Here is a 25470-nt window from a genome sequence, read left to right on the forward strand (position 1 = left end):
GTGAAAAACTCCAATCTATCAAAAATCGCATGTGAATTATAGTGAATTACTCCAACTCGCAAAGAGCTGGGGTAATTTTATATCTGACCGCATTATTATTTGGCGGTTACTTTTTTCCTCATGGAAGGGTGTTTTATATAGCAAAGATAAAACCAAATTATTGTATTGTCCGCGTCAGATTACAAGCATTGAAATACCAAAAGAAACAAAAAATATTTATGTTTCTGCGGTTGCCTGTTGTGAAAAGCTGAGCTCAGTTGCCATTCCGGAAGGAGTAGAAAGTATTGGTATTTGCGCCTTTGAACATTGTTATGGCTTGTTGGAAATAGTAATACCGATTTCTGTAAATTCAATAGGAACAAGAGCTTTTTATAAGTCAACACCCTTATTTAAAGTATGCGGAAACAGCTACGGGGAAAGCTATGCCAAACAGAATAATTATAAATATGAGGTGACAGAAACACATATTCATACCTGGGATGAAGGAACAATAGAGTATGAACCTAACTGCGAGGATGAAGGCAGCATATTATATAAATGTACTACATGTGGAAATGAAAAACGAGAAACGATTCCCAAAAGAGATCATGTACTTGTACGCGAGGATGCAGAAGAAGCTACATGTACAGAGTATGGATACACAGGAGATTGGTATTGTGCCTTATGTGATGAATTAATTAAAGAAGGAACCGTAATTCCGAAAAAGAATCATGCTTGGGATAAAGGGACCGTGACTAAAGCGGCAACGTGTGTAACAAATGGTGTTAAAACTTACACTTGTACAGTTGGAGGCGAAGAGAGAACAGAGAGCATTCCAGCAAAAGGACACGCATGGAGTGCGTGGAAGGTTGTTAAGGCTGCATCGGTATCAGGCGAAGGTTTGCAACAGCGCACTTGTAAAAATTGCGAAAAAGTAGAGAGTAAAAGTATTGCAAAATTAACATCTACTCAGACAATCCCATCTACGTTAACAGTAAAAGCAGGTAAAACATCTACTCTGAAACCAGCTTCCTCATGGAAGAATGTTAAGTATTCTACTTCCAACAAGAAAATTGTAACAGTTGATAAAAAGGGCAAGGTTAAAGGTATTTCGGCAGGCACTGCGAAGATTACAGTAAAATCAGGTTCTAAAAGGGCTGTGTGCACAATAACAGTACCAGGCACGACAGCAATTAAGAACATTAAATCCTCTATAAATGTAAAGAAGGGTAAGAGCACGACATTGAAACCTAAACTTTCATATGCTGGAAGCCCAGATACAGTTACATATAAATCCTCAAACAAGAAGATTGCGATTGTTAGTAAATATGGAAAAATAACAGGTAAAAAGAAAGGCACTGCAACTATTACGATTAAGTCTGGAAAGATTACAAAGAAGTGTAAAGTGAAAGTTAAGTAGTGAATATTGAGTATATTGGACATAATCTGGTATGCCCTGTTTTTTCAATTGATTTCTACATTGGTCTGACGTAGTATAGTATTATAAAAATCCCCGTTACCAGAGAAGAAGATACATGTAAACCAGATAACTCAAAAGGAGGAATAAGCGCATGAAGAAAGCAACATGGAAGGAAAGAATCAATAAATTAATACTGGCAGTGCTTGTTGTTGGTGTCATATTTAGCTGCTCCAATGTAGAACAGGCGCAAGCTGCATCTAAAAAAGGTACATATTACTATGGAACTGTGCTTAATCGTACAAAGGGCGGTAAGAAATATGGTTCCTGGCAGCCTGGAACGAAAAAGGTGAAATACACCAGTAAGTCTATTACATTCTATGGCTCATTTATGAAGAGCAGCAAAGCATCACTGAAATTTAACAAAAAGAATTTCGTAAAGTACGGTAAGAAGACTTTTAAATTAACATCTAAGACCAAATATTATTGGACAGATGAATATGGTAGAATACCTGCTAAGAAATATGAGGCTTTAAGATGCTGCAAGAAATTGAATGGACTTATGGTGGTTCTAAAAGTAACAAATGGAAAAGTTGTATCATTAACGTTCTATTCATAAGAGATGGAGAAAGAGAGAATAATCAAAGTTCTTGAAAGAATTGCTTTTTCTTTTTCATACTTGCCAGGGCTTTTCACAAGCCCTGGCTCTCCTTTTTTCTGACAAAATCAGTCGGATACATTCCATTGACGAAAACGGAATTCTATGGTAAAACTTTACTATGTCAATACATTACAGGAGGTTGACCCGAAATGGCAAAAGAAGCAAAGACAAATGCAATGAGAATGCTTGACAGACAGAAGGTGAAATACGAAACCCTGGCCTATGAGTGTGATGAATTTATTGATGGAATCCACTGTGCGGATATTACAGGAGCTCCTTATGAGCAGTCTTTTAAAACACTGGTAATGGAAGGAAAAAGCGGCGGATATTATGTTTTTGTAATACCTATTGAGAAAGAAGTGGATCGAAAAGCAGCGGCAAAGGCTGTAGGAGAGAAGGCTGTGGATATGATCCATGTGAAAGATATTATAAAGATTACAGGCTATGTTCGCGGAGGCTGTAGCCCGATTGGGATGAAAAAGCCTTTTCCCACCGTGTTTGATGCTTCAGCAGGAAAATTTCAGGAGATTTATGTAAGTGGAGGAAGAATTGGACTGACTTTAAAGGTTCCGGTAGAGGATCTTCTGAAGGTTACTGGGGGAAAGCTGGCAGACATTACAGCGAAAGATGAATAAGCATATTTTACAGATACTAAAATGATATATGTTAAAATACATATAATAATAAGTTGGCTGCGTGATCTGTTGACAACGATTTCAGAGACAGCTTGCAAAGCATTTCTGACACGGGTGCAACAAGTAAATGCTATAACAAGCCCGGTGTATGGGCAGTAAGGAGGATTTTATGAGAGAAGGAAAGAGATTAAAGAAGCTGCTGCTTGGACTTGCAGCGGCTGCGATGACGGTGATGTGCGCGATGCCTGTATCAGCAGCCACCAGATCATTTAGCGCAATACTTAAGAAAGGACAATGCATTCACATTGTAAATGAGAATATCAGTGGAAATGCGATCAGCAATTACACCCTGCGCATAACACCTAAGACATCTGGAAGCAGATATGATGTGGTATATGCTTATAGTGGAGAGGCTTTAGCACTTAAGAATTGCCGTAGGGATTCCGGCAATATAACCAATTCCACCTATTTCAAAGTAAACAAGACTGCTAACAGAGGAATCATTGCATGTGTGAAGGCTGTTTCTGGAACTGTCAATGTGAGAGTTACAATTACGTCCAGGAATTCGAACGCTGTAATTAAGAAAAGCATTATGAAAAATCACAGCCCATTAAAGTCTTTTGCAGTTCCGAAAGGCCGTAAATTCTGGATAAAGCGAAGAAGCAGTAATATCACTACACTTCCGGTTGTAATTGCAGCAAAGAGTGGAGCATCTATGAAGCGGACACTGACCAAGAGCTCTTATGAAAAATATGATTTTAAGAATAGCAAAGTTCTTCTGAGAAGATATGTAAATGGAAAGAGGAACTTGTATAAGAAGCGTTCCTATTCTTCCACATATGGCAAGACAAGATACTATTCGTTCCTTGTTCCTGCAAATTCTAAGGGAACTGCCTATACAGGAGAGATGGCAACTATCAAGGGAAGTATTACGTATTATTATCCATCTGATTATGTAAATGTACTTGGCGGTTGGAGTTATGTGAAATAAATATTAGAAAATATAGCGGACGAAACGCTATAAGTAAAAGAGGAGATTCTGAATCTGTGTCAGAATCTCCTCTTGATTTTATAAAAGAACTGATAAAGATTAGTTATCCTGTGCATCTTCTTCATTGATCTCGAAGATGTGACGTTTCTTAGCCATTTCATCGCTTGCAAGATACTCATCGTAAGTTGTGATCTTATCGATCATAGTACCGTTTGGAAGAATCTCCATAATGCGGTTTGCAGTTGTCTGAACAAACTGATGGTCATGAGAAGTGAAAAGGATAACACCCGGGAATTTGATCAAACCATTGTTCAGTGCAGTGATGGACTCCATATCCAGATGGTTGGTAGGCTCATCCAGAATCAGGATATTCGCACCGGAAATCATCATCTTGGAAAGAAGACAGCGAACCTTCTCACCACCGGAAAGCACGCGGACACACTTCACACCGTCCTCGCCTGGGAAAAGCATACGTCCAAGGAAGCCACGCACATAAGTTGCATCCTTGATCTCGGAATACTGGGTCAGCCAGTCTGTGATAGTAAGGTCATTGTCGAATTCTTTTGTGTTGTCCTTCGGGAAATATGCCTGTGTAGTGGTGATTCCCCATTTGTAATTACCCTCATCCGGTTCCATTTCACCAGTGATGATCTTGAAGAAAGTGGTGATCGCCTGTTCGTTTGCACCAACGAAAGCTACCTTATCTTCGCGGCCAAGAGTAAAGGAAATGTTATCAAGAACCTTTACACCATCGATCGTCTTGGAAAGATTCTCAACCATGAGAACTTCGTTTCCAATTTCGCGGTTAGGACGGAAGTCGATATATGGATATTTACGGCTGGAAGGACGCATGTCATCCAGCTGGATTTTCTCAAGTGCTCTCTTACGGGAAGTAGCCTGTTTGGATTTGGAAGCGTTAGCACTGAACCGGGAAATAAATTCCTGCAGCTCTTTGATCTTCTCTTCTTTTTTCTTGTTTGCTTCTTTCATCTGCTTGATGAGGAGCTGGCTGGATTCATACCAGAAATCATAGTTGCCGGCATAAAGCTGAATTTTGCCATAGTCAATATCAGCAGTCTGTGTACAAACCTTGTTCAGGAAGTAACGGTCATGGGAAACCACGATAACGGTATTGTCAAAATTGATCAGGAACTCTTCAAGCCATTCGATGGCAGGAAGATCCAGATGGTTGGTAGGCTCATCAAGAAGCAGGATATCCGGATTTCCGAAAAGTGCCTGCGCCAGAAGAACCTTGACCTTCATACTACCTGTAAGGTCAGCCATTTGAGCATAATGAAACTCAGTATCAATTCCAAGACCATTCAGAAGAGTAGCAGCATCAGACTCTGCTTCCCATCCATTCATTTCTGCAAATTCGCCCTCCAGCTCGCTGGCACGGATTCCATCCTCGTCAGTGAAATCCTCTTTTGCGTAAATGGCTTCTTTCTCTTTCATAATCTCATAGAGACGAAGATTACCCATGATAACGGTATCAAGAACTGTATAAGCATCATATTTGAAATGATCCTGCTGTAAAAAAGAGAGACGCTGACCTGGTGTGATCACGATATCGCCTTTGGTAGGTTCAAGCTGTCCGGAAAGAATCTTCAGGAATGTGGATTTTCCTGCACCGTTAGCTCCGATCAGACCGTAGCAGTTTCCTTCAGTAAATTTGATATTAACATCTTCGAAAAGAGCTTTCTTTCCAACTCGCAAAGTAATATTGTTTGCTGAAATCATATTTTCCTCCTATTTAAATACATCATCCTTATGAATACACACATAATAACAAGTATAGCCGATTTTCATTTTATCGTAAACTGGCAAATTTGCAACAATTATTTCTGGTTTTTCCACTGTTTTACAGCATAAACATGCAGAATAAGGAAAAAATCCAAAAACCTTATACTTTACAAAGAAAAATCTCACTGTTATAATTGCTGAATACAATATCTGAATGGGAAAATGTTATGATAAAAATAACTTTGTAAAAGATAACTTCAGATATTTGACTGGAGGAAGAAATATGCCAAAAAAACAAATATATCTGACGGGATTTATGGGAACTGGAAAAAGTACAATTTTAAATTGCCTGCATGAGATCTGCGGTCTTGAGAAGATAGAGATGGATGAGCAGATTGTACGGGAAGAGGGGATGAGCATTCCGGATATCTTTGCAGAGAAAGGAGAGGAGTATTTCCGAAACCTGGAGACTAATCTTGTGAAAAGAATCTCTGCTATAGAGAATGTTGTGGTATCCTGCGGCGGAGGAACTGTTATGCGCCAGTGTAACGTGGAAGAGATGAAGAAGAGTGGAACAATCGTGCTTCTCACAGCAGAACCGCAGACTGTTTATCAGAGGGTAAAAGGCAGCCATGATCGGCCTCTCCTTGAAAAAAATATGAATCCAGAGTACATAGGGGGGCTGATGGAGATAAGAAGACCGAAGTATGAAGCAGCAGCAGATATTGTTGTAAAAACAGATGGCCGTACTGCAAAAGAAATTTGCCTTGAAATAAAAGAACGTCTAAAACTAGACGATAATCAAAAATAATTTGAAATTAATGTTAAAAAATTAAAAAACTGTTGAAAAATGATTAGGGAATTGTTATAATCTAGAATGCTTGGGGAGGGAAGAGCATATAAGGGACATCATAAATTTATATTATGATTTTGTGTCCAGTAAGGAGATAATTACAGATATGTTTATTACGAGAGAGTGCGATTACGCAGCCAGAGTTCTTCGGGCACTGTCAGGGAAAACCCGCCTTAGCGTTAATGAAATCTGCGAGAAGGAATCCATTACCGCTCCCTTTGCCTATAAGATTCTTAAGAAGCTTCAGAAATCCGGTATTGTAAAGGGATATCGCGGTGTGCATGGCGGCTATGCCTTGAATAAGCCTCTTAGTGAGCTTACACTATTTGATGTGTACCGTTCCATAGATCCGGATATGTTTATTATTGAATGTATGGAATCCGGTTATGAATGTCCTGCTGACGGAAGGGGAGACCATCTTCCTTGTTATATGCACAGAGAACTTGCAGAGATCCAGCAGGGTGTCTGGGAGATGCTGAAGAGAAAATCCCTTCAGGAAGTTCTTGTGCCAGAAATGTAAGTAATGAAATTAATTGCTGCTCACGAAGTGAATCGTGATACAGCCTTGAAAATTAATAAGAGATCAGTTAGACCGGTCAGACTTCATGTATGAATATCTGACCGGTATTTTTTATGATCTTCGCTTTGACCAGCAACACGCTTCGCGATGTGCAGAAATCATGATCAGTGAACAGTAACAAAACCACTTTTGTATGTGATAATGTACAAAAATCAAAATGGACATCATTGGAAGATTATGCTATAATGTCATATGGACTTTTAGACACATGGTGTCTAGAAATATTATTTTCATCATACCTTTAAGGAGGAAAAACAAACTATGGCAAGAAAGATGAAAACCATGGATGGTAACCATGCAGCCGCTCATGCATCATACGCTTTTTCTGATGTAGCTGCAATTTACCCGATCACCCCTTCATCTGTTATGGCTGAGGCTACAGACGAGTGGGCAACCCAGGGAAGAAAGAACATCTTTGGACAGGAAGTACAGGTAACAGAGATGCAGTCTGAGGCTGGTGCTGCTGGTGCAGTACACGGATCTCTTGCAGCTGGTGCCCTTACTACTACCTATACAGCATCCCAGGGTCTGTTACTGATGATCCCGAACCTTTACAAGATTGCTGGTGAGCAGCTTCCGGGCGTATTCAACGTATCTGCCCGTGCACTTGCTTCCCACGCACTTTCCATTTTCGGAGATCATTCCGATGTTATGGCCTGTCGTCAGACTGGTTGTGCAATGCTGTGTGAGTCTTCCGTACAGGAAGTCATGGACCTTACTCCGGTAGCACATCTTGCAGCAATCAAGGGAAAAGTTCCGTTCATCAACTTCTTTGACGGATTCCGTACATCCCACGAGATCCAGAAGATTGAGACATGGGACTATGAAGACCTGAAAGATATGGCAGATATGGACGCTATTCAGGCATTCCGTGATCACGCACTGAATCCGAACCATCCATGTCAGAGAGGTTCCGCTCAGAACCCGGATATCTTCTTCCAGGCAAGAGAGGCATGTAACCCATACTACGATGCTCTTCCGGCAGTCGTACAGGAGTACATGGACAAAGTTAACGCTAAGATCGGTACCGATTACAAGCTGTTCAACTACTATGGAGCAGCAGATGCAGAGCACGTTATCGTAGCTATGGGTTCTGTAAATGATACGATTGAGGAGACAATCGACTACTTAATGGCAGCCGGCAGAAAAGTTGGTGTTGTTAAAGTTCGTCTTTACAGACCATTCTGCGCACAGGCTCTTATTGATGCTATTCCTGAGTCAGTTAAACAGATCACAGTTCTTGACAGAACAAAAGAGCCAGGAGCTCAGGGTGAGCCTCTGTATCTTGATGTTGTTGCTGCACTTAAGAACAGCAAATTTGACGGCGTTAAGATCTTCTCCGGACGTTACGGACTTGGTTCCAAGGACACAACACCGGCTCAGATCGTAGCTGTTTATGACAATGCTGAGAAAGAGAAATTTACTCTTGGTATTGTTGATGATGTTACAAACCTTTCCCTTGAGACAGGCGCTCCGCTTGTAACTACTCCAGAGGGAACAACAAACTGTAAGTTCTGGGGACTTGGTGCTGATGGTACTGTAGGTGCTAACAAGAACTCCATCAAGATCATCGGTGACAATACAGATATGTACGCTCAGGCATACTTTGATTATGACTCCAAGAAGTCCGGTGGTGTTACTATGTCCCACCTTCGTTTTGGTAAGAAACCGATCAAGTCTACCTACCTGATCCACAAAGCAAACTTTGTAGCATGTCACAATCCGTCCTATGTGAACAAATATAACATGGTACAGGAGCTGGTTGACGGTGGTACATTCCTTCTGAACTGTGCGTGGGATATGGAAGGCCTTGAGAAACATCTTCCAGGACAGGTTAAGGCATTCATCGCTAACCACGGTATCAAATTCTACACCATCGACGGTGTTAAGATCGGTATCGAGACTGGCATGGGACCAACACGTATCAATACAATCCTTCAGTCTGCATTCTTCAAGCTTACCGGAATCATTCCGGAGGAGCAGGCTATCGAGCTTATGAAGGCTGCTGCGAAAGCAACATACGGACGTAAAGGTGATGATGTTGTTCAGAAGAACTGGGCAGCTATCGATGCTGGTGCTAAGCAGGTTGTTGAGATTCAGGTTCCGGAGAGCTGGAAAGATGCTGCAGACGAGGGTCTTCATATGACTCACGCTACAGAGGGACGTCAGGAAGTTGTTGATTTCGTTAACAACATCCAGGCTAAGGTTAATGCTCAGGAAGGTAATACACTGCCTGTATCTGCATTTAAAGATTATGTTGACGGTACTACACCATCCGGTGCTGCTGCATACGAGAAACGTGGTATCGCTGTAAATATCCCTGTATGGAATCCGGAGAACTGTATCCAGTGTAACAGATGTGCTTATGTCTGCCCGCACGCAGTTATCCGTCCGGTAGCTCTTACAGCTGAAGAGGCTGCAAATGCTCCAGAGGGAATCAAGACATTACCAATGACTGGTATGAAAGATGAGTATCAGTTCACAATGACTGTATCCGCTCTTGACTGTACAGGATGTGGTTCCTGTGCGAACGTCTGCCCAGGTAAGAAAGGTGCTAAGGCACTTGCCATGGAAAACCTTGAAGCAAACATGGGAGAGCAGAAATACTTTGATTACGGTGTAACTCTTCCGGTTAAAGAAGACGTTATCGCTAAATTCAAAGAGACAACTGTTAAGGGAAGCCAGTTTAAACAGCCGCTTCTTGAGTTCTCAGGAGCTTGCGCTGGATGTGGTGAGACACCTTACGCAAAACTGATCACCCAGCTGTTTGGTGACAGAATGTACATTGCAAACGCTACAGGATGCTCCTCTATCTGGGGTAACTCCTCACCTTCTACACCATATACCGTAAATGCCAAGGGACAGGGTCCTGCATGGGGCAACTCCTTATTCGAGGACAACGCTGAGTTCGGTTATGGTATGCTTCTTGCTCAGAAAGCTATCCGTGATGGCTTGAAAGCAAAAGTTGAAGACGTTGTAGCTAACGGTGACAATGCAGACGTTAAAGCTGCTGGTCAGGAATGGCTGGATACTTTCGCATGCGGTGCTACCAACGGTGCAGCAACAGAGAAACTGGTTGCAGCTCTTGAGGCTTGTGGATGTGACAAGGCAAAAGACATTCTTACACAGAAAGACTTCCTTGCTAAGAAATCCCAGTGGATCTTCGGTGGTGACGGATGGGCTTACGATATCGGATTCGGTGGTGTTGACCATGTTCTTGCAAGCGGACGTGACATCAACGTTATGGTATTCGATACAGAGGTTTACTCCAACACAGGCGGACAGTCTTCCAAGTCTACACCTACAGGTGCGATCGCACAGTTCGCAGCTGGCGGTAAAGAGACCAAGAAGAAAGATATGGCTTCTATCGCAATGAGCTATGGTTATGTATATGTTGCTCAGATCTCTATGGGAGCTGACTTCAACCAGGCTATCAAGGCAATTGCAGAGGCAGAGGCTTATCCGGGACCATCACTTATCATTGCATACGCTCCATGTATCAACCATGGTATCAAGAAAGGTATGTCAAAAGCTCAGACAGAGGAAGAGCTTGCTGTTAAGTGTGGATACTGGCACAACTTCCGCTTCAATCCAGCTGCTGAGGGAAGCAAGTTCAGCCTTGATTCCAAAGCACCAGATATGACAGATTATCAGGAATTCCTGAACGGTGAGGTTCGTTACAATTCCTTACAGCGTCAGAATCCAGAGAAAGCTGCCAGACTGTTTGCTAAGAACCAGTCCGAGGCTAAGGCAAGATACGAGTATCTGCAGAAGCTGATCACTCTGTACGGAACAGAGGAATAAGAATTACCCGCGGCAAGTCCGCATTATAAATATATAATATAAACATGTAATGTTTATTATGTCGTAGCGTAAAGTGAGCCTGCGATACTGCCTAAGAAGGGTGGTATCACAGGCTTTTCTTGTGTGAATTAAATTCTGGGTGGCTACGGTGACTGACGTAGGCGCAGCAGATGAAAAATTAGACAAGTTAATATGGCGTTTACTTAATTTTCGATGTACCCGATCGGTTCAGTTACTGTCAGAAGTGCTAGTGCAAATAGGAAAGCATTCACGTATAATGAAAACAACAAAAAACACGATAATAACAAGAAGGGAGATGTTTTTATGAACAAAAAAATGAGACTGTGGGTGGCTGGAACAGTTGGAGTCTTAATGACAGGACTGATGAGCGTGAATGCTTATGCACTTGAAGAAAAGGATGTTATTGGAACCTGGTATGTAAATGAGCTTTCCATGGGTGGCGACATTTTGTTTCATCCGGGAGTAATGGGAATGGAAGTGACCGTGGATATTAAAGAAGGCGGTCAGATGGAAACCATAATGTCTTACAGTGAGGAAGAACCAGAGGTAAATCAATTAGAGTGGAAAATAGAAAATGATAAATTTCTGATGACTTATGACGATCAAACGGAAGAGTGTGAGTATACTGATGGCAAAATAACTATAACTGCAGATGGAACGACAATGATCCTAAGCCGGGAAAAGGAAGAGTATGAGCCATATGTACCAGGGAAACCGGTGGAAAACCCGGCCATGGAGGATTTTAAAGGAGAATGGATTTGCACTTTGATGGATGCAGTTGGAATGCAGATGCCTGTCAATTCTGAACTGACCGGGTTTGAGATGATGTTGTCTATTCAGGAAGATAAGTCTGAGCTTATCATAATTGAAAGTGGAGAAGAGAGCAAAGCTGAACTCCATGGAGAAATGGATGGAAATACTCTGGTATTGAAAGCTGCAGCAGAAGATGAGGCTGGAACTATGCTTTTCAGTTGTGATGTTATGAGACTCAATTTATTGGATGATGGAAAACTGTGTTTTGAACCGGAGTCTGATGGCAGTGAAGAAGGAGAAACTTCTGAAACAGATGGGGAGGACTTCTCCGTAAAAACATATTTTGACAAAGTAGTTGTTGTAGAATAGTGTAAAAGGCTGACGCACCAGAAATATATGATTCTGGTGCGGCAGAAAAGAAAGGAAAGGTATGGGATTCTTTGATAAGAAAATCTGTGATATCTGCGGAGAAAAAATAGGTTTACTGGGAAATCGAAAATTAGATGACGGAAATCTATGTAAAAACTGTGCAAAAAAATTATCACCATGGTTTGAGGAACGGCGGCACAGTACGGTAGAGGATATAAAACGCCAATTGGAATATCGTGAAAAAAACAAAAAGGCAGTAATGGATTTTTGTATAACCCGTCAGATCAGTACCAGAAATTACACCGTTTTCATCGATGATCATAAGAGAAATTTTACCGTTGCACGAAAGCTGGATGTCAATGAAAATCCAGATATAGTTCCTTTATCCGCTATTGTACAGTGCAGAGTAGAGGTGGATCGACAACAGATTGAGAAAACCTATACAAAGGATGGAAAGACAGTAAGCTATCAGCCGCCAATATATGATTATGAGTTTGATTACACCATGCGCATTAAGGTTAACACTCCATGGTTTGACGATATGGATTTTCGTCTGAATACTTTTTCCATAAGCAGTGAAAAGAGAGGCGAATTGATGGAAGTGGAGCAGACTGGACATCAGATCATTGCTGCTCTGACACAAAATGATGCCGGAATGCAGCCTGGAATGTCTGGAATGAACATGAACACAGGAATGCAGCCTGGAATGAACATGAACACAGGGATACAGCCTGGAATGAACATGAACGCCGGAATGCGTCCTGATAGCGGTTCGTGGAGATGCCAGTGTGGTGCAGAGAATGTGGGAAGGTTCTGCGAATATTGTGGTCAGCCAAAACCGTTTAAGTAATGAAAAACAGAGTGGACATGATTGTTCACTCTGTTCGTGATAATAGGGTTATTGTTCATTCTTAACCAGTGACCAATAATCGGAAAAACTCTGAAAATTGACAATTTCTCTAAAAACTATATAATAAAACAGAGTTTTATAGTATACTTGTTATAAAAGTATACAATGAGAGAGGAATTTTCATGACATATAATAAAAAGAGGATGCTGTCGTATGGAGTAATTCTGATAAGCGTGCTTCTGGCTTATTTCTGCAGGCTGGTAAGACCGAAAAATACTTTTGCAAGAAATTTTGCAGACCAGTGCCGCAATTGTATTTACCTGGGGCTGTACTGTGCCTGGGTGATCTATCTGGAAAAGCATGTAGTATATAAAAAAATGCGCAGATGTCTGACTGCAATTGGTTGTCTGATGGTATTCTGGTTCTTTGTAAGAACAGTGAAATTTCATATTTTTCATGAACCTCTTGGAGAACATATATGTTGGTATCTGTATTATATTCCGATGATCTTGATCCCTGTTTTAGGTCTGTCGGCAGCGTTGTTTTTTGTTGAAAAAGATGAAGAAAAAACGGTCAGACAAATCATAATTCTTTTGACTGTGGCGGCAGTATTGATCATAAGTGTTTTTACAAATGATTTGCATCAGCTGGTGTTTCGGTTTTCCAAACAGCCTCCATTTTCGGATGGGGATTATAGTTATGGTATTCTTTTTGCAGTGATTCAGGGGTGGATGCTGAGTTGTCTGACAGGAATGGAAATTATTCTGATCAGAAAAAGCAGGATTCCGGGAAAGAAACAGTTCTGGTTGCCAGTCATTCCGGGAGTATTGCTTCTGGGATGGAATGTTGGAAATATATTTCATTTGTCTTTCATCAAAACCCTTGCAGGGGATATGACAGCAGTGTGTTGTCTTTTAATGGCGGCAATTTATCAGGGATGTATATTGTGCGGATTGATACAGACAAACAATCGATATTTTGAACTATTCCAGACCTCAGGAGGGCTGGACGCAGAGATTACAGATGATTCTTTTCAGCGTTATTATCATTCTGGTGATTTTCCCAAGCTTTCTCCTGAAATGCGTACAATGATCATTCACAGATCATCTGTGCAGGAACAGGGAATCCGGATCAACCATATTCCCATAAGGGGAGGACATCTGTTTTGGTCAGAAGATATTTCAATATTGCTGGATCAATACCAGGATATTCGGGAACAGCAGGAAGAACTGACAGCCAGAAACAGACTGCTGCAGAAAACCTATGAGAAAGAAGCGGAGCGAAGAAAAACAGAAGAACAGAATCGGCTGTTAAACATGATACAGAATCAGACTGCCGGACAGCTGGAATTGCTGTCGCAGTTGATGGAAGAACTGGAAAGGACGGAATCAAAGGAACGATATGATCTGCTTCTCGGTAAAATTGTAGTTATTGGTACATATTTGAAGCGCAGAAAAAATCTGGTATTGACACAATATACATCGGATGGAAATGTGCTTACCATGGAAGATCTCAGGCAAAGTCTTGCAGAATCCTGTGACAGTTTAAAATTATGCAAGATCCGGGCTGCCTATTATGTGGAAAATGGAAATGTTCAGCTGAATGCAGATGATATACTAAAATGCTATGATACCTTTGAATGGCTTGCAGAACGGCTATTTGATGTGATGCAGTCTATGTTTTATCGTGTGTCGCAGATTGAGGATGATCTTCGGATTTCCGTTCATATTGCATCCGAGGCAGATCTGCGCGGCTTAATGTCAGAAAGACCGGAACTTAAAGTGCAGCAGGAAGATGAAAAAGAATGGTTTGTTAGGTGCAGCATATTCAGAAAGCGAGGCGGCAGATGAATAGTTTTGTAGAATGCAGCATAGCAATGCAGAATTTTCTGATGATTCTTCTGGAAATCTGCCTGATTCTGGAACTTATTCTCTTTCTGTTAAGAATCACCTGCTTTTCCGGGAAAAAGAAAGTGATAACGGCAACGACTGTTTTTGCGGTTTCTTTTGTTCTTATGGTTTCTTTGATGAATGAGCATAGATATAGTATTGGGGAAAGTGCATATCAGCCAATGCTTCAGGACTATCCGGCCAGTATTTTAACAGCAGGGATTGTTGTATTGACATTTTATCTTTGTTGGGCAATCTGGAAGGAGAGATACAAATATAATCATTCCTTGTCGTACTGGTCTGTGAATGAAGCTGTGGATGACGTTCCATGTGGAGTATGCTTTTCGGATTCACTTGGAAGGATTGTTTTGTGTAATACCAAGATGCAGGAATTGTGCAGAATGATGACGGGGGATTATCTGCAGGATTATGATACATTGCGAAAAGCAATGGACAATGAAAATGTATCAGAAGGGCTTATCAGATTAAGCGACGACAGTAACGTGTTTTATTTTCCGGATGATTCTGTCTGGATGTTTCAGGAATATTGTCTGCAGGAGCCAGATTGTGCAGGATATCTGCAGACAGTAGCAGTTAATGTATCAGAAATTTATTATAATAGTGAAAGGATCAGGGCAAACAATGAAAAGCTGGAAATCCTGAATCATAAGCTGGAGGTAATGTACGAAAAAATCGGTGATAAAATCAGAGAGCAGGAAACACTTGCTATGAAAATGCAGGTCCATGACAATTTTGGGCGAAGTCTTCTGTCAATACGCAGAATATTGGAGAGAAAAGAAAATCAGGACAAAATGGATAAACAATTGTCTGCATTGAAGCATCTGGTATATATTCTTACCGGTTCTGCCGTAGAGAGTATGGAAAAGCTGTATGAGGATACGATTAAACATGCAGAGGAGCTTGGGATTTCGGTTCAGATCAGCGGAAACTTTCCTTTGTATCCATCTTACAGAGTTCTGGCAGACAGAGCAATCCGTGAATGTGTGACAAACTGTGCCAGACATGCCCACGGCAATGTTGTTTTTGTGAAGATAGACAAATATGCAAATGTATACAACATCCGGATCACCAATGATGGAGATGCGCCTGAAAAAAATGCGGAAGAAGGCGGTGGTTTGTCTGCACTGAGAAAAGCAGCCGATTCAATGAACTGCATAATGCAAATTTCATTTGTCCCTGAGTTTTGTCTGATATTGAAGATGCCGCTGACAGAAAGGATGAGATTGGATGGTACGTGTACTGATAGTAGAAGATCAGAAGATCATGCAGAAGTATTTTGAATATATTCTTATGCAGGATCCGGAATTTCGACATGTTCAGACAATTTCGGATGCCCGTGAAGCTGTAAAAATCTGTGATTATTCAGTAATAGATCTTGTGATCATGGATGTACAGACATTTCATAATCACGATGGGCTGAGCGCCGGAAAAATGATTAGGGAAAAGTACCCATATACAAAGGTATTGGTTGTTACGTCTCTGATTGATCCCAAGGTGCTGGAAAGAGCAAAAAGTGGATGTGCGGACAGTCTCTGGTATAAAGATCACGGTGAAGAGGATATACGGAGTGTGATTGACAGAACCTTAAATGGTGAGCGTGTATTTCCGGATATAACGCCAAAGGTGGAACTTAACTGGATCACAAGCGGTGATATCAGTCCAAGACAACTGGAGATGCTGCGCTTGTATATTCATGGGATGTCCTATTCGGAGATTGCAAGGAAAATGGATTGTTCGACTTCTGGGGTAAGGTGGAATTTTCAGGAAATGATTGCCAAGGCAGGATATAGCTGTAAGGAAGATCTGATAGCAGCTGCGTTGGAAAGCAAATTGATTGTAACCACACTGAAATAGAAAGGCATAGGCATATTCTGACAGGAAGGAGCTGAAAGTATGAATAAATTTTCTGTTGCTGCATGTGTTTGTGCAGTACTGTTTTCTTTTAGTAACTATGGTGAAAGTGTGAGAGAAGTATCTGCCCAAGCTTCTGGGGCAGAAGAGAATCTGGCAATTTTGCAAGACATTATCAGAGAAAATGAATGCCAGGCTGGAATGGCATTTCTGGGCTACACTTATGAAACTGCAGATACATCAGAGATACTTGAATATACCAGGCAGGAAGAATTGGCTGCGGCTTATCCTTTTTTGCAGGATGGAACTGTTGTTGATGCAGGAGGCTATGAAATCTATGCGATTGTTCCAGGACTGGATTGTAAGATCAGTATTTATCCGGCTCAGATTACGGAAGAAGGGGAATATTTGGAAGATCTGAACAATCCATGGTATATGGGGCAAAAGAATGAAGTCATTATCCTGCGCTGCAATATGAGTGAGATTTTTTCTAATGTGATGGTTTCTGTGCAGAAGCAGAATATGAGTGCGCAATACCATCCTATGGTATCGTTAAAGGATGGACACCTTGCAGCGGAAGCCTACTGCTATGATTTTTCAATATATTATGATTGGGAGGAGTATCAATCAGAGTATGATTTTTCATTAGATATAAATATTGCCAGAGACTTGATTGCGCAAACAGACGAGGTTAGTTATTACCTTGGTCTTGGAATGTCCCTATGGTATACCGGTACGGAGGAGTATATTGAAGAAAGAAATTGTCCGGTATTTGTTATAGGGACAGATCATGAGGAACATTTTACAAAAGAAAAATATTATGCAGCAGGAGATAATGTGGTTTATTACTACGATCCGTTAGGTGATGCGTGGCTTTTGCTGGGAGCTGGCTGACAGAAGATTCATCAGGGCGTGCTGATTGCGGGAATGATTTTTCAAACAGGCTTTAGTATATAACAGAGATCGATTAATTTGAGAAAGAGGAAGCAGACATGAATGATTTTTTAACAGAAAAGAATAAAAAAACAGGAGTGTTAGGAAAACTGAAATGGGTTCTTTGCGTTTTCTGTATACTTTTTACTCTGGGAGCTATTGGCGCATCGGAGAAATATATTGGTGAAGGACGCTGGGGAATGGCAGCAACGGAGATTATATTGGGATTGTTATTTTTGTATCCAACTTTCCGGGAAATCCAGAAAGCATTGAAGAAGAAAAAAGCCAGAGAAATAGCCTGTTGGTTTGAATCTTATGCCCAGAGTACGCTCTCATTTGAGAAGTTTGAGACTGAGATGGGAAAAGATGCCGTAAGAAAACTGGAAAAAATGATTGCAAAAGGATATATTCGGAATATTCAGATTGACAGAGAAGAAAATTATATATTGATCACTGCACCAAACAGACGTGTGAATGAGAAGATTTATATTACAGTTACCTGTCCCAGCTGCGGCGCAAAGAATCAGATAATAAAAGGCCGCCTGTGCAACTGTGAATATTGCGGACAGCGTCTCACTTTCTGACAGTAGATGCGAATTATTACACAAGGGGCTGTCTGTTTCCGGCAGCCCCAATGTTAGATTGTCATTTGTTAAGTTGGTTGAACCGCTGTATACGGAATCGTACGGTGGTGTGATAGCACGGATTACGAATGCAGTCGGCAGCAGTGGGAGCGCCATAGGCGCGGAACAGCTGACTTTCATATGTGATGTCGCCGGTAGGCGACATGTTCGTTTAGCGGCAAAGAAGAGTATTTAAAAGCTGTGAAATTGTCTGATTTAGTACAGGATGCCTGAGGTAAGGTGCAATCTGGTTCATAGGAGCCAGCACAAATTCACGATTCTGCATATCCGGATGGGGAATGTGAAGATCTGCAGTATCAATGATTTCCTGATCATAAAACAGAATATCCAGATCCAGAGTACGAGGCCCCCAGTGAATAATACGTTCCCGGTTCGCCTCCTGTTCCAGCTGATGGAGACGCTCCAGCAATTCTTCCGGTGAAAGAAGGGTGCGCATTTTCAAAACTCCATTCAGAAATTCATCCTGATCGGTAACGCCATAAGGTTCTGTTACAAGATAATCAGAAACAGCCTCTATCCGGCATCCTTTTGTTTTTTTCAAACCACGTATCCCATTGTCGATGAACAGCTTTTTATCGCCCATATTAGAGCCAAAAGCAATGTATGCAGTATGCCATTTTCTTGTGATTTCCACAGATACGGTTTTCAGTGGAAGACCAACAGGAGCCCAGGGCTTCTCAATTTTCAGTGTGATCTGTTCCAGACCGGAAAGAGAGTCGAGCAGCATCTCTGCAAGATTTTCTGCAAGCGCTTCCAAAAGCTTAAAAGTATGTTTTTGGGTAAAATCCGTAATCATGTGGCTGACTTCTCCGTAATTAATAGAAGAAGACAGGTCATCCGTTAACCCTGCCTGACGTGTGTGCGTAAAGAGGGTGGCAGAAATAACAAATTTTTGTCCAAGTACATTTTCTTCCGGATAAACACCATGGTTGGCAAAAATTTCCAGTTCTTTAATTTCTATTTTATCAAATCTGGTTTCATCCATAACAGTTGTTCCTTTCTGTTGACTATTTACAATTTTGAAAAATTTGAATTTTAATTACAACCCCAAATTGCTTCTGTCATCTGGATCACGCGTCTGTTCTCCTTGACATCATGAACACGTACAAAAGAACAGCCCTTCATCACACCAATTACACTGGTAGCCAGTGTTCCCTCTACACGCTGGTCTACAGGCAGATCAAGTGCCAGTCCGATCATCGACTTGCGTGAGGTACCAAGAAGAACCGGAAAGCCCAGATTCTGGAAAAGCTCCAGATGCTTCATGGTTTCCAGATTCATCTCAAATGTTTTTCCAAATCCAACCCCTGGGTCGAGAATGATTTTATCTTCTTTGATCCCTGCTTTTCTTGCAAGGTTGACACATTCCTGTGTTTCAGAAAGCATATCAATGAGAAAATTGTTATATTCTGTATTGGACTTATTGTGCATGAGACAGCATGCAGCATCGTATTTTGCAATTACAGCTCCCATTTTAGAATCATATTTTAATCCCCAGATATCGTTGACCAGGTCTGCGCCGGCCTGAATCGCGCTTTCTGCCACGCTGCTTTTGAAGGTATCTACAGAAATGGGAACGTCAAAACGTTTTCTGACTGTTTCTATAACGGGTAAAACTCTCTGAGCTTCTTCCTCCGCACTGACCGGCGTGTGTCCGGGACGCGTAGACTCCCCGCCGATATCGATAATATCCGCACCATCCGCGATCATGGCTTCTGTATGCCGCAAAGCTTCATCTAAATGATTCCATTTCCCACCATCGGAAAAAGAATCAGGAGTAATATTTAAAATTCCCATTATATAAGTGTGATTTTGTGTATCAAAAAAACGATTTCCAATTTTCATAAACAGAAACCATCCTCTCTGTTAGATTTTTTAGAAAACTCAATATTCAATTGTCAGATTTTTTTTCTCAGAAGGCCAGTAACATTCTGAGGCTGCTGAACATGAAAAACAATTTCTGGATTTTTTATCAGCTTTATATAGCAGGTTTGACAATTTTTGGTCAGAACAATCGTTCCTGTGCTGACTGATCGCAGATAGTATTTCTTTTTTTTCCTGCTCTGTAAAGTGCAGGTCTGTCAGAATCTTTCCGGCTATTTCGGCTCCTGCAATGTCATGGGGAATACCCAACAGATATTGCTGCGCGCGGCCAATGTCATGAAGAAGAGCAGTGGCATAAATGATCTCCCTGGACAGATTAAGCTTGTCTTCCAGAGAATAAATATACATCAGCCTGGCAACATCCAGAAAGTGTTCAGGCGTATGTCGGCAGAAAATACGATCTTTTTCAAGCTCCTGTATTTTCTCACAGTGTTTTTGATAAAGGGGATGGCGCCAGATTAAAGAAATACGGTTTGTTTCAGAAAAAGAACTGCTCATTTTCCGACCATGGAAAGGAACATTTTCTGCAGCTCCTTATCTTCTTTGAAAGCTCCGCGGGTTACAGTTGTAATTGTTTTGCTGCCTGGCTTTTTAACGCCTCGCATGGTCATGCAGGTGTGTTCTGCTTCCAGCATAACCATAATTCCCTTCGGAGAGAGGGCACGCTCCAGAGCGTCCGCAATCTGTACCGTGAGGCGTTCCTGGATCTGCGGCCTTCTGGCGTAAACTTCTACCGTACGTGCCAGCTTGCTTAATCCTGTGACTTTTCCATCGGGAATATAAGCCAGGTGTGCCTTACCATAAAAAGGCATCAGATGATGTTCGCACATAGAGTAAAAAGTAATATCTTTTTCCAATACGATTTCATTATTTTCTACTGGAAACTGCTTCAGTAAATGGTGATCTGCTTCCTGATCAAGACCACCGTAAATTTCCTCGCACATACGTGCAATTCTGTCGGGAGTATCAATCAGTCCCTCCCGGGTAATATCCTCACCGATTCCTTCCAGAAGCAGACGGATGGCCTGTTCTACTTTTTGTTTGTCAACCATTCAAAATAACCTCCTTTGTATTTGATTACGGAGACTATCCTTTTTTGACAAAACCGGGGAAGGATTTTCGAATTCGAATATCTGCCTGTTTAATACGCAAAAAAAGGATATCTCCAATTGTGATAGAATGTATGTCGAAAACATTCCCTTGAGCCTGTTAAAAATCGTTTCCACAAATCGCAACGTGCATCTTGCAGAAATTCCCTTTCGGGTAGGCTCTGACACAATATGAGATATCCCTCTTATAGTGCTTGCAACGGGTGCGGATAATATACCGTAAGACGTGCTTTTCGTTTCAGTGACAACTCCCCATTCACTGAACACTTGACGCATAAAATCCTATTTTGCATATCATTCATTTCGAAAGTAAGTATATCACGTCTTTGTGGAATAGAAAAGAGTTTTTTCTTAAACAGGTTGCGAAAGGATACTGTGGATATTATAATAGGAATAGACAAAATTCACTGGAAGGAGTCAGTTTTATGACAGTTAAAGAACGAATCACCGCACTTCGGGAAGTAATGGCAGAGAAGAAAATAGATGCTTATCTTGTTCCCACAGATGATTTTCATGCATCTGAATATGTAGGAGAATACTTTAAGTGCAGAAAATATATTACAGGTTTTACCGGATCTGCTGGCAGAGCAGTCATCATGCAGGATATGGCTGGATTGTGGACAGATGGAAGATATTTTATCCAGGCGGCGGCACAGCTGGAGGGAACGGGTGTAGAGCTTTTTAAAATGGGAGAACCAGATGTTCCCACTGTGCACCAGTTTCTGGAAGAAAAATTAGGCGAGGGAATGTGTCTTGGTTTTGACGGAAGAACCGTCAGCGCCAAAGAAGCAGATGAACTGGTCGAACTTCTTGCAAAAAAAGGAGCTGCTCTTCAGACAGATTCTGATCTGGTAGGAGAAATCTGGAAAGATCGTCCGGCACTTTCCTGTGAACCGGTTATGGAACTGGATGTAAAATGGGCAGGCGAATCCCGTGCTGACAAATGTGCAAGAATCCGTAAATCAATGGAAGAGAAAGGTGCAGATGGATTTGTACTGACTTCTCTGGATGACATTGCATGGCTGCTGAATATTCGTGGCGGCGATGTACATTGCTGTCCGGTTGTTCTCTCTTATTTGGTCATGACCAAAACAGAAATCAGGCTGTTTGCAAATGAAAAAGCATTTTCGGCTTCAATTCTGGACGCATTATCTAAGGATGGCGTAACCATTCTGCCCTATGACAGCATTTATGAATATGTAAAAACATTTGAGAAAGACATGACAGTTCTTCTTTGTAAAAAGAAAGCCAACTGTCGTCTGGTAAACAGTATTCCGAAGGAAGTAACGATTCTGGATGAAGCCAACCTGACTTTTCTTCCGAAATCAATTAAAAATCCAGTAGAAGTAGAAAATGAACGTATCGCTCATATCAAAGATGGAGTTGCGCTTACTAAATTCATCTGCTGGCTAAAGAAAAATGTAGGAAAAATTCCAATGACAGAGTTAAGCGCAGGAGAGAAGCTGTACAGCTTCCGTGCCCAGCAGGAGAACTTTATCGATAACAGCTTTGACCCCATTATTTCTTATGGCATTCATGCTGCCATCAACCATTATTCTGCAACACCAGAGACAGATATTGCCATTGAGCCTGGCAATTTCCTTCTGGCAGACACAGGCGGACACTATTACGAAGGTACTACAGATACCACCCGCACAATTGTTATGGGCTCTGTGAATGACGAGCAGAAGAAATATTTTACCGCTGTTTTACGTGGCATGCTGAACCTTGGAAATGCCAAATTCCGTTATGGCTGTACTGGTGTAAATCTGGATTATCTGGCGCGTGGTCCGTTATGGGAAATGGGACAGGATTTTAATCATGGAACGGGACATGGAGTTGGTTATCTTCTGAATGTTCATGAAGGACCAAACAGCTTTCGCTGGAGAATTATTCAGGGAGATAATGCAGTATTGGAAGAGGGTATGATCACATCGGATGAGCCTGGATACTATGTGGAAAACCAATATGGAATCCGCCACGAAAACCTGCTTGTATGCAAAAAAGCAGAGAAAACCTCATTTGGTCAGTTTATGTGCTTTGAACATCTGACTATGGTACCGTTTGATCTGGATGCTGTTGTTCCGGAACTGATGACCATGCAGGAACGGGCGCTTCTTAATAATTATCATGCACAGGTATATAAAAAGATTTCTCCATATCTGGAAGAAGAGGAAAAAGAATGGCTGAAAGAAGCTACACGCGAAATCTGAAATTAATCATTTAAAACAGTAAACAGGGACATGTATAAAACTGATATGCATCGCCCCTGTTTTATATTTTACAGAAAAAAGCAGTGCCTGCGGGAAGGAGAATAAATGACGATAACTACTTTATGCTATATCGAAAACGATGGCAAATATCTGATGCTTCACAGAGTAAAAAAGCAAAATGACATAAATAAAGGCAAATGGATTGGTGTAGGTGGACATACAGAAGATCAGGAATCCCCTGAAGAATGTCTTCTGCGTGAAGTAAAAGAAGAAACAGGACTCACACTTACTTCCTACAAATTTCGTGGTCTGGTAACCTTTATAAACAGTGAATGTGAATCTGAGCTTATGTGTGTATTTACAGCCAATGGATATACCGGAGAACTGATTGAATGCAATGAAGGCGAGCTATGCTGGGTTGATAAGAAAGTAGTGCCAGAGCTTCCTACATGGGAAGGTGATAAAGTTTTTCTGAACCTGCTTCTTTCAGAGGAAAAACGTTTTTTCTCTGCTAAACTACAATATGAGGGAGAATTGCTTGTAAATACGGAAATTCGCTTATACTAAATGAAAATTAATATAACAGAAAGAAGAAACAAATATGTTAGAATAAAACAAAAACCTGCAGAAAACCTTTGCAAAAAGGACTTCATCGACCGTACAAGGAGGGTATACATGAATAAAATAAAACTTTTTGCCGGAGCACTGACGTTCATAACAACAATGGCTCCTCCAATCCATGTATATGCTGCCGCAGCCAGTCAGGCAGAATCAAATGCAGTTGAAAAGAACGTTGATCTTGATAAATCAGTTAATCTGCAGAATTCTATTAACCTCACAGATGAAATAGCCAAAGAAAACCAGGATTCCAATGTAATGTTCAGCCCCACAAGCCTTAACTTCGCCCTTGGCATGATTGCAGAAGGCGCCGAGGGTGAAACAAAAAACGCATTAAATGAATATTTAGGAACCGATGATTTTGCAGCATATGCCAGAAAGTATATGAATGTAATTAAGAGCTATAATACAGAAGACGAAAATTACGGTTATACATCGAAGTTAAAAATTGCAGATGCCCTATGGGTAAATCAGGGACTGACTCTGCAGGACCAATTTCAAAAAAATGCAGAAGATAATTTTGAAGCAAAGGCAGAAATTCTTGATTTTTCTGATAAAGAAAACACATGCAACACTATTAATGCATGGTGCAATGAAAATACAGAGGGGCTGATTCCGGAAATTATGAAACCTGACATGCTTAATGAAAACAGTGAATTGTGTCTCACCAATTCATTGTATTTCGAATCTGGATGGTCCCAGGATCCATGGGATGTTTCTGACGAAAAAGAAAAATTCGGCGATAACGAAGAAACAAAGTACATGACAAGCATCGGTGATAATTACTATGAAAATGACGCGGCAACAGCATTTGAAAAATACTATGCAAATAATCTGAGCTTCATTGGAATTTTGCCGAAAGCAGAAGAAGATTTTACTCTTGATGAGCTGGATATTGAAGGGCTTCTGAAATCAGAATCGGAATACGATGAAGTTAACTGTAAAATGCCTAAGTTGAATTTTGAAACAACCGCTGAGTTAAGTGATATCCTCAGCAGAATAGGACTTGAAAATGTTTTTTCGTACGATGCTGATTTTTCAGGCATTGCAGATAAAGCGGTTCATGTCAGTTCTGTTTTACAGAAAACAAAGCTGGAACTAGACGAAAATGGAACTAAAGCTGCCGCTGTGACTGCAGTGACAATGGAGTGCATGTCTGCAATGGATACGGATCCGATTATAAAAGATGTTGAGCTGACACGGCCATTTGCATTTCTGATCTACGACAGTGCAAATGAGGAAGTGCTGTTTATGGGAAAAGTTCTAACGGTACAGTGACAGAAATTCTACCATCATGGAAATAATTTGATTCATTTTATAAAAAATGAAAGAAAATATATTTGCTGTATATTATGGTATGTTTGTTATAACAGGATTTTTCTAATCGAGTTTATCATTGGACATCAATTTGGAGGTTGCTGTGAAAAATATGGGGAATTATTGTAAATTTTGTAAAAAAGTGCTTGACGATTCCCTGCGGCGGTGGTATAGTAAACAAGCTGTCACAAGGAATTGCTTCTGAAATACTGAAAAATAAAAAAGTTTTCAGAAAATTCAAATTAACTGTTGATAATCGACTGAACTTATGGTAAAGTAATCAAGTCGCTTGAACAGAACGACAGAAACAAACAACTTTAGATACGGTCTGAAAG

General features: G+C 41.0%; 22 protein-coding genes, 1 pseudogene and 1 riboswitch. Of the genes and pseudogenes, 18 read left to right on the top strand and 5 right to left on the bottom strand.

The genetic code is table 11. The features are described 5' to 3' along the window. The first annotated feature begins 31 nt into the window (after positions 1 to 31). From ACTQ50_RS16845 to ACTQ50_RS16860, 4 genes are all read left to right on the top strand, one after another. Complete coding sequence (locus ACTQ50_RS16845) at positions 32 to 1399, top strand: Ig-like domain-containing protein (protein WP_441485157.1); 1368 nt, start codon at positions 32 to 34, stop codon at positions 1397 to 1399. Positions 1400 to 1550: 151 nt separating this feature from the next. Beyond that, entirely contained in the window at positions 1551 to 2015 is a 465-nt protein-coding gene (locus ACTQ50_RS16850; RefSeq protein WP_295304234.1) for a hypothetical protein, read from the top strand. A gap of 191 nt (positions 2016 to 2206) precedes the next feature. Next, the gene (gene ybaK, locus ACTQ50_RS16855; RefSeq protein WP_226821550.1) at positions 2207 to 2692 is read left to right on the top strand and encodes a Cys-tRNA(Pro) deacylase; all 486 of its coding nucleotides are present in this window, start codon (positions 2207 to 2209) and stop codon (positions 2690 to 2692) included. 169 nt (positions 2693 to 2861) lie between these two features. After that, on the top strand, positions 2862 to 3683 hold the full coding sequence (locus ACTQ50_RS16860; protein ID WP_441485158.1) for a hypothetical protein: 822 nt from the start codon (positions 2862 to 2864) through the stop codon (positions 3681 to 3683). A gap of 99 nt (positions 3684 to 3782) precedes the next feature. Here ACTQ50_RS16860 and ACTQ50_RS16865 read toward each other — a convergent pair whose 3' ends face one another. Beyond that, positions 3783 to 5423, bottom strand: coding sequence for an ABC-F family ATP-binding cassette domain-containing protein (locus ACTQ50_RS16865; protein WP_441485159.1), 1641 nt, complete (start codon positions 5421 to 5423; stop codon positions 3783 to 3785). 286 nt (positions 5424 to 5709) lie between these two features. On the opposite strand from ACTQ50_RS16865, the gene ACTQ50_RS16870 reads away from it, so the two are divergent. From ACTQ50_RS16870 to ACTQ50_RS16920, 11 genes and pseudogenes are all read left to right on the top strand, one after another. Then, on the top strand, positions 5710 to 6237 hold the full coding sequence (locus ACTQ50_RS16870; protein ID WP_441485160.1) for a shikimate kinase: 528 nt from the start codon (positions 5710 to 5712) through the stop codon (positions 6235 to 6237). A gap of 148 nt (positions 6238 to 6385) precedes the next feature. After that, positions 6386 to 6799: an RrF2 family transcriptional regulator gene (locus tag ACTQ50_RS16875; RefSeq protein WP_441485161.1), complete on the top strand. Its 414-nt coding sequence runs from the start codon at positions 6386 to 6388 to the stop codon at positions 6797 to 6799. 321 nt (positions 6800 to 7120) lie between these two features. Beyond that, the gene (gene nifJ / locus ACTQ50_RS16880) at positions 7121 to 10663 is read left to right on the top strand and encodes a pyruvate:ferredoxin (flavodoxin) oxidoreductase (RefSeq protein ID WP_226821559.1); all 3543 of its coding nucleotides are present in this window, start codon (positions 7121 to 7123) and stop codon (positions 10661 to 10663) included. Between the two features lie 324 nt (positions 10664 to 10987). Next, complete coding sequence (locus ACTQ50_RS16885; RefSeq protein WP_441485162.1) at positions 10988 to 11806, top strand: hypothetical protein; 819 nt, start codon at positions 10988 to 10990, stop codon at positions 11804 to 11806. Positions 11807 to 11867: 61 nt separating this feature from the next. Beyond that, positions 11868 to 12017 (top strand): annotated as a pseudogene (locus ACTQ50_RS16890) (DUF4428 domain-containing protein); the annotation flags it as partial. 48 nt (positions 12018 to 12065) lie between these two features. After that, entirely contained in the window at positions 12066 to 12656 is a 591-nt protein-coding gene (locus ACTQ50_RS16895) for a hypothetical protein (RefSeq protein ID WP_441485173.1), read from the top strand. A 182-nt stretch (positions 12657 to 12838) separates the two neighbouring features. Beyond that, entirely contained in the window at positions 12839 to 14506 is a 1668-nt protein-coding gene (locus tag ACTQ50_RS16900; RefSeq protein ID WP_441485163.1) for a histidine kinase N-terminal 7TM domain-containing protein, read from the top strand. Then, positions 14503 to 15846 carry an ATP-binding protein gene (locus ACTQ50_RS16905; protein WP_441485164.1) on the top strand — a complete coding sequence of 448 codons (1344 nt, stop codon included), beginning with the start codon at positions 14503 to 14505 and terminating at the stop codon, positions 15844 to 15846. Before ACTQ50_RS16900 ends, ACTQ50_RS16905 begins: the two co-directional genes overlap by 4 nt. Beyond that, positions 15794 to 16420, top strand: coding sequence for a response regulator transcription factor (locus tag ACTQ50_RS16910; RefSeq protein ID WP_347088838.1), 627 nt, complete (start codon positions 15794 to 15796; stop codon positions 16418 to 16420). Before ACTQ50_RS16905 ends, ACTQ50_RS16910 begins: the two co-directional genes overlap by 53 nt. Before the next feature lie 39 nt (positions 16421 to 16459). Beyond that, a complete protein-coding gene (locus ACTQ50_RS16915) occupies positions 16460 to 17311 on the top strand; it encodes a hypothetical protein (protein WP_441485165.1) in 852 nt (283 codons plus the stop codon). A 98-nt stretch (positions 17312 to 17409) separates the two neighbouring features. Then, positions 17410 to 17934: a hypothetical protein gene (locus tag ACTQ50_RS16920; RefSeq protein WP_441485166.1), complete on the top strand. Its 525-nt coding sequence runs from the start codon at positions 17410 to 17412 to the stop codon at positions 17932 to 17934. A gap of 211 nt (positions 17935 to 18145) precedes the next feature. Here the strand turns inward: ACTQ50_RS16920 and folK are convergent, their stop codons facing one another. Genes folK through folE form a run of 4 tightly spaced genes read right to left on the bottom strand, consistent with a single transcriptional unit; the run spans position 18146 to position 20930 of the window. Then, positions 18146 to 18979: a 2-amino-4-hydroxy-6-hydroxymethyldihydropteridine diphosphokinase gene (gene folK, locus ACTQ50_RS16925; RefSeq protein ID WP_441485167.1), complete on the bottom strand. Its 834-nt coding sequence runs from the start codon at positions 18977 to 18979 to the stop codon at positions 18146 to 18148. 50 nt (positions 18980 to 19029) lie between these two features. After that, complete coding sequence (folP, locus tag ACTQ50_RS16930) at positions 19030 to 19839, bottom strand: dihydropteroate synthase (RefSeq protein ID WP_441485168.1); 810 nt, start codon at positions 19837 to 19839, stop codon at positions 19030 to 19032. A 39-nt stretch (positions 19840 to 19878) separates the two neighbouring features. Next, positions 19879 to 20376 (bottom strand): HD domain-containing protein, encoded by a 498-nt coding sequence (locus tag ACTQ50_RS16935; RefSeq protein ID WP_441485169.1) that lies wholly within the window; start codon positions 20374 to 20376, stop codon positions 19879 to 19881. Beyond that, positions 20373 to 20930 carry a GTP cyclohydrolase I FolE gene (folE, locus tag ACTQ50_RS16940; protein WP_118581498.1) on the bottom strand — a complete coding sequence of 186 codons (558 nt, stop codon included), beginning with the start codon at positions 20928 to 20930 and terminating at the stop codon, positions 20373 to 20375. The genes ACTQ50_RS16935 and folE overlap by 4 nt, the downstream gene beginning before the upstream one ends. 252 nt (positions 20931 to 21182) lie before the next feature. Then, positions 21183 to 21279, bottom strand: a riboswitch (THF riboswitch). Between the two features lie 133 nt (positions 21280 to 21412). Between folE and ACTQ50_RS16945 the strand changes: the two genes are divergently transcribed. The 3 genes from ACTQ50_RS16945 (at position 21413) to ACTQ50_RS16955 (ending at position 25096) form a co-directional block, all read left to right on the top strand. Then, entirely contained in the window at positions 21413 to 23200 is a 1788-nt protein-coding gene (locus ACTQ50_RS16945) for an aminopeptidase P family protein (protein ID WP_441485170.1), read from the top strand. 105 nt (positions 23201 to 23305) lie between these two features. Next, positions 23306 to 23767, top strand: a complete 462-nt coding sequence (locus ACTQ50_RS16950) for an NUDIX hydrolase (RefSeq protein ID WP_441485171.1) — start codon at positions 23306 to 23308, stop codon at positions 23765 to 23767. Beyond that, a complete protein-coding gene (locus tag ACTQ50_RS16955; protein WP_441485172.1) occupies positions 23768 to 25096 on the top strand; it encodes a serpin family protein in 1329 nt (442 codons plus the stop codon). Positions 25097 to 25470 lie beyond the last annotated feature (374 nt).

Source organism: Blautia sp. Sow4_E7 (assembly GCF_052116245.1).
Classification (GTDB): domain Bacteria; phylum Bacillota; class Clostridia; order Lachnospirales; family Lachnospiraceae; genus Blautia_A.

Coding starts and splice junctions, on each gene's coding strand:
- ACTQ50_RS16850 (WP_295304234.1), top strand. CDS start 1,551: ATGAAGAAAGCAACATGGAAGGAAAGAATCAATAAATTAATACTGGCA.
- ybaK (WP_226821550.1), top strand. CDS start 2,207: ATGGCAAAAGAAGCAAAGACAAATGCAATGAGAATGCTTGACAGACAG.
- ACTQ50_RS16860 (WP_441485158.1), top strand. CDS start 2,862: ATGAGAGAAGGAAAGAGATTAAAGAAGCTGCTGCTTGGACTTGCAGCG.
- ACTQ50_RS16865 (WP_441485159.1), bottom strand. CDS start 5,423: ATGATTTCAGCAAACAATATTACTTTGCGAGTTGGAAAGAAAGCTCTT.
- ACTQ50_RS16870 (WP_441485160.1), top strand. CDS start 5,710: ATGCCAAAAAAACAAATATATCTGACGGGATTTATGGGAACTGGAAAA.
- ACTQ50_RS16875 (WP_441485161.1), top strand. CDS start 6,386: ATGTTTATTACGAGAGAGTGCGATTACGCAGCCAGAGTTCTTCGGGCA.
- nifJ (WP_226821559.1), top strand. CDS start 7,121: ATGGCAAGAAAGATGAAAACCATGGATGGTAACCATGCAGCCGCTCAT.
- ACTQ50_RS16885 (WP_441485162.1), top strand. CDS start 10,988: ATGAACAAAAAAATGAGACTGTGGGTGGCTGGAACAGTTGGAGTCTTA.
- ACTQ50_RS16895 (WP_441485173.1), top strand. CDS start 12,066: ATGGATTTTTGTATAACCCGTCAGATCAGTACCAGAAATTACACCGTT.
- ACTQ50_RS16900 (WP_441485163.1), top strand. CDS start 12,839: ATGACATATAATAAAAAGAGGATGCTGTCGTATGGAGTAATTCTGATA.
- ACTQ50_RS16905 (WP_441485164.1), top strand. CDS start 14,503: ATGAATAGTTTTGTAGAATGCAGCATAGCAATGCAGAATTTTCTGATG.
- ACTQ50_RS16910 (WP_347088838.1), top strand. CDS start 15,794: ATGGTACGTGTACTGATAGTAGAAGATCAGAAGATCATGCAGAAGTAT.
- ACTQ50_RS16915 (WP_441485165.1), top strand. CDS start 16,460: ATGAATAAATTTTCTGTTGCTGCATGTGTTTGTGCAGTACTGTTTTCT.
- ACTQ50_RS16920 (WP_441485166.1), top strand. CDS start 17,410: ATGAATGATTTTTTAACAGAAAAGAATAAAAAAACAGGAGTGTTAGGA.
- folK (WP_441485167.1), bottom strand. CDS start 18,979: ATGGATGAAACCAGATTTGATAAAATAGAAATTAAAGAACTGGAAATT.
- folP (WP_441485168.1), bottom strand. CDS start 19,839: ATGAAAATTGGAAATCGTTTTTTTGATACACAAAATCACACTTATATA.
- ACTQ50_RS16935 (WP_441485169.1), bottom strand. CDS start 20,376: ATGAGCAGTTCTTTTTCTGAAACAAACCGTATTTCTTTAATCTGGCGC.
- folE (WP_118581498.1), bottom strand. CDS start 20,930: ATGGTTGACAAACAAAAAGTAGAACAGGCCATCCGTCTGCTTCTGGAA.
- ACTQ50_RS16945 (WP_441485170.1), top strand. CDS start 21,413: ATGACAGTTAAAGAACGAATCACCGCACTTCGGGAAGTAATGGCAGAG.
- ACTQ50_RS16950 (WP_441485171.1), top strand. CDS start 23,306: ATGACGATAACTACTTTATGCTATATCGAAAACGATGGCAAATATCTG.
- ACTQ50_RS16955 (WP_441485172.1), top strand. CDS start 23,768: ATGAAAATTAATATAACAGAAAGAAGAAACAAATATGTTAGAATAAAA.